The following is a 5,600-nucleotide window of genomic DNA, read 5'->3' as shown; positions in this document are numbered from 1 at the left end:
TGCCGCTCGAGCCGGAGGACGACGCTCCGCCGCCGCGCCGGCGCACGGCCGCGCCGCCGGCGGCCGCGGCACCGGCGGCCGCCGTCGCCCCCGCGGACGGCGGCAACGCCGCCTGGCGGCCGCTCATCGACCCGATGGCCGTGGTGCGCGGCATCCTGCGCTCCAAGATGCTGATCGCCGCCACAACGGTGGCGGGCGCCGTGCTCGGCGTCATGGTCGCCCTGTCGACGCCCAAGATGTACTACGCGGCGACCGAGCTGCTGTTCGACCCGCGCGACCTGCAGCTCGTCGAGCGCGACCTGACCCGCTCCGGCCTGCCGTCCGACGCCACCCTGGCGCTGGTGGAGAACCAGGTTCAGGTGATCTTCTCCGGCACCGTGCTGCGCGAATCGGTCGAGCGCCTCGGCCTGGCCGACGATCCCGAGTTCAACGGCGAGGCGGAGAGCGGCTTTGCCGACTACCTGTTCAACCCGCGATCGCTCCTGTCGCTGCTGCGCAGCGACGACGGCGCCGACGACGCGCAGCGGCGCTGGGCCTATGCGGTGGATTCGCTCGCCGACGCGCTCGACGTGGAGCGGCGCGGCAAGACCTTCGTCATCGTCATCGGCGTGATGACCGAAGACCCGCAGAAATCGGCGCGCATCGCCGACGTCGTCACCGACGTCTATCTGGAGACCTACGGCAAGCTGCAGGCCAACACCGCCACCCGCGCCAACAGCGAGCTGACGTCGCGGCTCGACGAGCTGCGCGCCGACGTCGAGCAGGCCGAGCGCGCGGTCGCCGCCTACAAGGCCGAGAACGACCTGGTCGAGACGCAGGGCCGGCTGATCACCGACGACGCGATCGTGCGGCTCAACGACCAGCTCTCGGGCGCCCGCGCCCGCGTCGCCGAGCTCAACGCGCGGGCCGATTCGGCGCGCGGCCTCGACGTCAACGCGGTGGTCACCGGCGCCCTGCCGGAGCAGGTCGCCTCGCCGGTGATGACCGAGCTGCGCGCGTCCTATGCCAGCCTGCAGCAGCAGGCCGACAGCCTCGAGGCGCAGCTCGGCCCGCGCCATCCGCGGCTGATCGCGCTGCAGGCGCAGCTCGACGGCGCCCGCCGGCAGATCGCGCAGGAGCTGCGCCGCATCGTCGAATCGATCCAGATCGAGCTGCAGCGCGCCGTGCAGCTCGAGCAGGAGCTCGCCACCCAGCTCGCCCGGCTCAAGGTGGAGAAGGGCGACATCGACCGCGACCAGGTGCGCCTGCGCGAGCTCGAGCGCACCGCCGCCACCAAGCGCGCCGTCTACGAGGCCTTCCTGCTGCGCGCCCGCGAGACCGGCGAGCAGAGCGGCCTCAACACCGCCAACATCAGCGTGCTGTCGCAGGCCGCGCCGCCGCTGCGCCCGAGCGGGCCGTCGCGCGCGATGATCGCCATCGTCGGCACCATGCTCGGCTTCTTCTTCGGCCTCGGGCTCGGCGCGCTGCGCGGCGTCGTCGTCAGCCTGCGCCGCGAGATCGCCGCGCCGGCGCCGGCCGCCGCGCCGGCCGCGCCGCGTGCCGACGCCGGGCGCGATGTCGCGCCGCCGCACGAGCGCGCCGCGCCGGCGATGCCCGCGGCAACGCCCGGCGGATGGGCCGCGCCGCGGGCCGACGACGGCTGGGACTTCTCCGACGGCCCGGCCGCGGCGTCGCTGGCCGGCGGCGGCCGCCGGATGCCCGCGGCGTCTGCCGCGCCGGCCGCCCCGGCGCATGGCGAACAGGCTCATACCGCCACGCGGCGGCCTCCGCCCCCGGTGTGGACGCGTCACGAGCCGCACGAGGAGATCTTCGAAGACACGCCGCCGGCGGACGCCGCGAGCCCGGACGACGATTCGCAGGTCGATGCGATTCGCGACCGGCTGCGCGCCTTCCGCCGCGACCTCGACGCGCTCGCCACCCGGCGGGCGCACGACGACCGCGCCTGAGGGCCGGAGTTCCGCCACTTTCAAGAATGCGTCAACCGACGCCGCAAAGGCAGGATTGTGGCCGGCCGGAATCGTGTCTATGCGGACCTCGGAGCCGGTCCGCCCCGCGCGGCCTCCGGCGCACCGTTTCGAGAAGGGCAGGCGCCACGCCGGCTGCCCGCAGCACAGCTTTGGGGAGGGACGCATGGCCGACATCATCGACGGACGCAGGCGGGCGGACGAACTGCTCGACCGGGTGACGGACGAGACCGCCCGGCTGAGCGCGGCCGGCACCACGCCGGGGCTCGCCGTCGTGCTGGTCGGCGAGGATCCGGCCAGCCAGGTCTACGTCGCCTCGAAGTCGAAGAAGGCGAAGGCCTGCGGCTTCCATTCCGTGCAGCACACGCTCGACGCCGACACCAGCGAGGCCGACCTGCTGGCGCTGATCGAGGCGCTCAACGCCGACGCCGCGATCCACGGCATCCTGGTCCAGCTTCCGCTGCCCGGCCACATCGATTCGGGCCGCGTCACCCAGGCGGTGGCGCCCGACAAGGATGTCGACGGCTTCCATTTCGTCAATGTCGGCAAGCTCGCCACGGGCGAGACGAAGACCGCCTTCGTGCCGTGCACGCCGGCCGGCTCGATGCTGCTTCTGGAGGGCGTGCGCGGCGCCGACCTGTCGGGCCTCAACGCCGTCGTCATCGGCCGTTCCAACATCGTCGGCAAGCCGATGGCGAGCCTGCTGCTCGCCGCCAACGCGACGGTGACCATCGCGCACAGCCGCACCCGCGAGCTGGCCGCCGTCGCCCGCACCGCCGACATCCTGGTCGCCGCCGTCGGCCGGCCGCAGATGGTCGCCCGCGACTGGGTCAAGCCCGGCGCCACGGTCATCGACGTCGGCATCAACCGCATCGCCGCGCCGGAGAAGGGGCCGGGCAAGACACGGCTGGTCGGCGACGTCGCATTCGACGAGGTCAAGGACGTCGCCGGCGCCATCACCCCGGTGCCGGGCGGCGTCGGGCCGATGACCATCGCCATGCTGATGGCCAACACGCTGACCTCTGCCGCGCGTGCGGCGGGCCGCGAGCCGCCGGCGCTGTGATGGCCGGCCGTGCCGGCCCGCAGGCGGCGCGCGGCACGGCTTCCCGACCGGCAGCGGCTGCGCTAAAGCTCGCGGCATGAACGATGTGTCGCAGACCGTGCGCCAGTTTGCCTTCCTGCTGGTCGACAAGTTCTCGATGTTCTCCCTGGCCGCGGCGATCGACACCTTCCGCGCGGCCAACCGCCAGCTCGGCCGCGATTTCTACGGCTGGACGACGATCTCTGTCGACGGCGAGGCGGTGATGGCCTCGAACGGCCTGCCGCTCAAGGTCGACTATGCGATCGCCGACCTGCCGCCGGCCGACATCCTGTTCGTCTGCGTCGGGCTGACCACCGAGTTTCCCGGCAAGAGCAAGGCGCTCGGCGCGCTGCGCGCCTGGGGCCGGCGCGGCGGCGCGCTCGGCGCCCTGTCGGTCGGCGCCTATCTGCTCGCCGAGGCCGGCCAGCTCGAGGGCTACCGCTGCACCATCCACTGGGAGAACCGCGCCGGCTTCAAGGAGCGCTTTCCCCACATCACCTGCACCGACAACGTCTTCGAGATCGACCGCAAGCGCTACACCTGCGCCGGCGGCACCACCTCGATCGACCTGATGCTGGAGATCGTGCGCGGCGACTTCGGCGCCAGCCTGGCCAACGAGGTGGCCAACCAGTTCCAGCACGAGCGCATCCGCTCGGCCGACGACCGCCAGCGCATCGGCCCGGAGCGCGACCTGACCGGCAAGTCGCAGAAGCTCAAGACGATCGTCGAGCTGATGGCCGACAATCTCGACGAGCCGCTGTCGGCCGTCGCGCTGGCCAAGGCGGCGGGGCTCTCGGTGCGCCAGGTGGAGCGGCTGTTCCTGCGTCATCTCGGCATGACGCCCGGCCGCTACTACATGCGCCTGCGGCTCGAGCGCGCGCGCGAGCTGCTGCGCCAGACCAACCTGCCGATCCTCGACGTGGCGGTGGCGACCGGCTTCACCTCGCACTCCTACTTCGCCCAGAGCTACCGCCTGCAGTTCGGCCGTCCGCCGAGCGACGAGCGGCGCAAGATGTACTGAGGGCGGCGCCGCAGGCGCCTTGACTTCGCCGCGGCAAGGGCGCATATGCGCACCATCCGATGCCCGGCTGCCGCGTGAGCAGCGCGCCGGCGCCGGCCCGAAGGGGCGGGCGCGATCAAGGCGCAAACAGGCATCGCTGGCGCCGCATCCGCGGCCGCTTTCTCCATAGGTTCCCAGATTCACGCGGGGTGCTGACGACCGGACCGGCGGGCCGCCTGGCCTTGCCGCAGGGTCGCAACCGCAACGCGGCGACGGCAGGGCGCAGAAAGGCGCCGGCTGCCCGCTGCCGCACAAGGATACGGCCAGCCGCGGTTTCTGCCGGGCGGGCCGACGAAAGGCATGTCTTGACTGATTTCCAGACCCTCGGGCTGTCGCCCAAGCTCCTCCAGGCGGTCGCCGCGCTCGGCTTCGACCGGCCGACGCCGATCCAGCAGAAGGCGGTGCCCGTCGTGCTGTCCGGCCGCGACCTGATCGGCCTCGCCCAGACCGGCACCGGCAAGACGGCGGCCTTCGGCCTGCCGCTGGTCGACCGGCTGATGGCCGATGGCGGCCGCGCCGAGCCGAAGGCCGCGCGCGCCCTCATCCTGGCGCCGACGCGCGAGCTCGCCAACCAGATCGCCACCAACCTCAAGGGCTTCACCAAGCGCTGCCGGCTCGGCGTCGTCACGGTGGTCGGCGGCGCCTCGATCAACGTGCAGACGCGCGATCTCGCGCGCGGCACCGACATCCTGGTCGCCACGCCCGGCCGGCTGCTCGACCTTGTCGAACGCAAGGCGCTGCGCCTCGACGCGACCCGCTTCCTGGTGCTCGACGAGGCCGACCAGATGCTCGACCTCGGCTTCATCCACGCGCTGCGCCGCATCGCCAAGATGCTCGGCACGCCGCGCCAGACGCTGATGTTCTCGGCCACCATGCCGGGGCAGATCGAGGCGCTGTCGCGCGCCTATCTGTCCGATCCGGTGCGCGTCGAGGCCGCGCCGCCCGGCCGCGCCGCCGACAAGGTGCGCCAGACGGTGCATTTCGTCGAGCCGCGCGGCAAGGTCGACCTCCTGAAGGCGTGCCTCGGCGAGCGGCCGGACGACCTGTCGCTGGTCTTCGCCCGCACCAAGCACGGCGCCGAGAAGCTGATGAAGAACCTGCGCGCGGCCGGGTTCGCCGCCGGCTCGATCCACGGCAACAAGAGCCAGAACCAGCGCGAGCGCGCCATCAAGGCGTTCCGCGCGGGCGAGATCCGCGTGCTGGTGGCGACCGACGTCGCCGCGCGCGGCATCGACATCCCCGGCGTCAGCCACGTCTACAACTACGACCTGCCGGAGGTGGCGGAGGCCTATGTCCACCGCATCGGCCGCACCGCGCGTGCCGGCGCGACCGGCGAGGCGGTCGCCTTCTGCGCGGCCGGCGACGTCAAGCTGCTGCGCGCCATCGAGCGGCTGACCGGCACGGCGGTCGCCGTGGCCGACGGCTCGGCGCCGCCGCCGTCCGGCCGCGCGGCGGCCGCGGCCCCGCCCGCCGGCAAGCCGGCCGCCCGCCAGCC

At 73.1% G+C, this 5,600-nt stretch carries 4 protein-coding genes; all 4 read left to right on the top strand.

The features are described 5' to 3' along the window. Positions 1 to 1,946, top strand: a 1,946-nt coding sequence (locus tag N1F89_RS20205) for a GumC family protein (RefSeq protein ID WP_290086269.1), incomplete at its 5' end; no start/stop codon positions are given. Between the two features lie 184 nt (positions 1,947 to 2,130). Then, positions 2,131 to 3,027 carry a bifunctional methylenetetrahydrofolate dehydrogenase/methenyltetrahydrofolate cyclohydrolase FolD gene (gene folD, locus N1F89_RS20200; protein ID WP_290086268.1) on the top strand — a complete coding sequence of 299 codons (897 nt, stop codon included), beginning with the start codon at positions 2,131 to 2,133 and terminating at the stop codon, positions 3,025 to 3,027. A gap of 76 nt (positions 3,028 to 3,103) precedes the next feature. Continuing rightward, complete coding sequence (locus tag N1F89_RS20195; RefSeq protein WP_290086266.1) at positions 3,104 to 4,066, top strand: GlxA family transcriptional regulator; 963 nt, start codon at positions 3,104 to 3,106, stop codon at positions 4,064 to 4,066. A gap of 344 nt (positions 4,067 to 4,410) precedes the next feature. Further along, on the top strand, positions 4,411 to 5,600 hold a 1,190-nt coding region (locus tag N1F89_RS20190; RefSeq protein ID WP_290086264.1), incomplete at its 3' end, for a DEAD/DEAH box helicase.

Origin of the sequence: Aquibium sp. A9E412, assembly GCF_030398335.1 — a bacterium.
GTDB lineage: Bacteria > Pseudomonadota > Alphaproteobacteria > Rhizobiales > Rhizobiaceae > A9E412.
This window is presented reverse-complemented; position numbering and strand designations above follow the sequence as displayed.